Genomic DNA, 2876 nt, shown 5'->3' with positions numbered 1-2876 from the left:
TGGTGTGGACCTTCCACCACCTGCTGCTCGACGGGTGGAGCATCTACCGGTTCTTCTCCGACCTGATCGCGACCTACCAGGCCCTGACCGAGACCACGGGTGAGAACACCGTCTCGGTGGTCCCGGTGGGACGCCGCCAGTACGGGGAGTTCCTGCGGTGGTTGACCCGGCAGGACCAGACCACCGGGCGGGCCTACTGGCGGGAGGCGTTGGCCGGGTTCGACCAGCCCACTGCCCTGCCCTGGGACCGTGCACCTGACCGGGCACACCGTTCGGAGTCCACCGCCCGTGTCCGGGTGCCTTTGACCACGGCGGGTTCGGAGGCGGTGTTCTCCTTCGCCCGGCAGGAACGGGTCACGGTCAACGCGGTGGTGCAGGCCGGGTGGGCGTTGGTGCTGGCCCGGCATGCCGGCACGGTGGATGTGGTGTTCGGGGCGACGGTGTCAGGTCGACCGGCTGAGGTGGTGGGTTCGCAGGAGATGGTGGGGTTGTTCATCAACACCCTGCCGGTGCGGGTGGTGTGTGATCCGGGGGTGCGGGTGGGGGAGTGGGTGTCGGGGGTGCAGGCCCGGCAGGTGGAGGCCCGCCAGTTCGATTACGTGCCGTTGACCGGGATCGAGTCGGAGCTGCCGGCGGGGGTGGGGTTGTTCCAGAGCCTGGTGGTGTTCGAGAACTACCCGGTTCAGGAGGCGGGGTCGGCATCCGGGGTGCGGGTGTCGGGTGTGGAGGCGGTGGAGGCGACGAACTACCCGGTGACGGTGACGGTGTATGCCCGGGACCGGGTGGAGGCGTGGTTGTCCTATGACCCGGAGTTGTTCACCGAGGACACCGCCGGGCGGGTCGCGGCCCGTTTCGCCTGGGCGCTGTCCGAGATCGCCACCAACCCCGACCGAACCCTGTCCGCTCTGCTCCACCTGGAGTTCGCTGGACTGCCCCCGTTGGACGAGACGACCACCGGCAAGATCCCGATGTGGCCGAGGCCTGGCCAGACGCCCGAGATCGCCGCGACCGAAGTGTTCGCGGGAGACGGGGTCCTCCGAGCGAGTACCCGGTCCGGAACGGTCGAGACCGTGGAGATCGCCCGTGTGCTGGCTGGGCACCACACGCTCTCCGACGCCGCGGTCGCCCTGCGGGATGTACCAGACCAGGACGATCGGCTCGTGGCTTACGTCGTACCGTCCGACGACCAGGTTCCTGACACCGGTGAGCTCCGGGAGCACGTACGTGCCTCGCTGCCGGACTCGGTGGTGCCGGCCGAGTTCGTGGTGATGGCGAGCCTCCCCGTCACTCCGGACGGGGAGCTGGACCTCGCCGCCCTGCCCATGCCGACCACAGAACACCGGCTCGACTACCTGGCGCCGCGAACTCGGACCGAGGAGGCACTCGCAGCTGTCTGGTGCGACGTGCTCGGAGTCGACCGGATCGGGGTAGAGGACAACTTCTTCGACCTCGGTGGCGATTCGATTGTCAGCCTGCGGGTGGTCGCGAGGTTGCGTCCCAGGATCCAGGCGGACGTGTCCCCGAGGCTGCTGTTCGACCACCCGACCATCGCGGAACTCGCTCCCGTCCTGGACGTCGAGGCAGGTGGGGAGAGGGCGGGTTCTCCCGGGCCAGCCTTGGTGCCGGAGACCAGCGGTGACACCGCTCCGCTCTCCTTCGCGCAGCAACGGCTGTGGTTCCTGAACGAGTTCGCCCCGGACAGCGTCGAGTACAACTCCGGAATCGCTTACCGGCTGTCCGGAGATCTGGACCTGGCCGCGCTGGGAGCAGCCCTGTCCGGCGTTCTGATCAGGCACACCGCGCTGCGGACGACTTTCGAGTCGGTGGACGGAGTTGGGCAGCAGCGGATCCACGCGCAGCGGGACGTGCCGATCCGACTCGTCGAACTGACGGGTACGACGGTCGTGGACCGGGCCGCCGAGCTCCACCAACTGCTGCGGTCCGAGATGAACACACCGTTCGACCTGGCTACCGGGCCTCTGCTGCGGGTCCTGTTGGTCCGTGAGGAGGAGGACCGGCACGTGTTGTCGGTGACGATGCACCACATCGTCACCGATGGTTGGTCGATGGGAGTGTTCCTCAGGGACCTCTCCGCCCTGTACGCCGCGGCGGTTCGTGGCGAGCGCGCCCAGCTGCCCGAACTACCGGTGCGGTATGTGGACTGGGCGGTGTGGCAGCAGCGGAACGCCTCCGGTCCCGACTGGGAACGGCACCTCGACTACTGGCGGAACCAGCTGACCGGTCTGCCGGTGTTGGAACTGCCCACCGACCACCCCCGACCGGCGGTGCGCACCGGTGCCGGTGCGGTCCACACCTTCGAGGTCCCGGCCGGAGTGGTGTCCCGGCTGACCTCGGTGGCCCGGGACGGGGAGGCCACGCTGTTCATGGCGTTGGCCGCGATCACCCAGCTGGTGCTGTCCCGGCATTCCGGGCAGGACGACATCGCGGTGGGGACGGTGGTCTCGGGCCGGGACCGGGCCGAGGTCGAGGACGTGGTCGGGTTCTTCGTCAACACCGTGGTGCTGCGTTCCCGGGTCGAGCCGGGTGGGTCGTTCGCCGCGTTGCTGGCGCGGGTCCGGGAGACGGTGTTGGGGGCGTTCGCGCACCAGGACGTGCCTTTCAGCCGGTTGGTGGAGGAGTTGGTGCCCGAGCGGGACACCAGCAGGACCCCGTTGGTGCAGGCCCTGGTGGTGTTGCAGAACATCCCGGCCACGCCCGCCGAGTTCGACGGGTTGCGTGTCGAGCCCTGTGACCTTCCTCGGGAGGCAGCACAGTTCGACCTCAGCCTGGAGTTCCGGCCTGATCCGAGTACCGGCGGGCTCGTCGGCGAGTTCGAGTTCAGCACGGACCTGTTCGAGGTGGACACGATCCGCCGG

General features: G+C 68.8%; 1 protein-coding gene. It reads left to right on the top strand.

The features are described from left to right. Positions 1-2876, top strand: a 2876-nt coding sequence (locus ACTIDRAF_RS32320) for a condensation domain-containing protein (RefSeq protein ID WP_245533657.1), incomplete at both ends; no start/stop codon positions are given.

Origin of the sequence: Actinoalloteichus spitiensis RMV-1378, from assembly GCF_000239155.1 — a bacterium.
GTDB lineage: Bacteria > Actinomycetota > Actinomycetes > Mycobacteriales > Pseudonocardiaceae > Actinoalloteichus_B > Actinoalloteichus_B spitiensis.
This window is presented reverse-complemented; position numbering and strand designations above follow the sequence as displayed.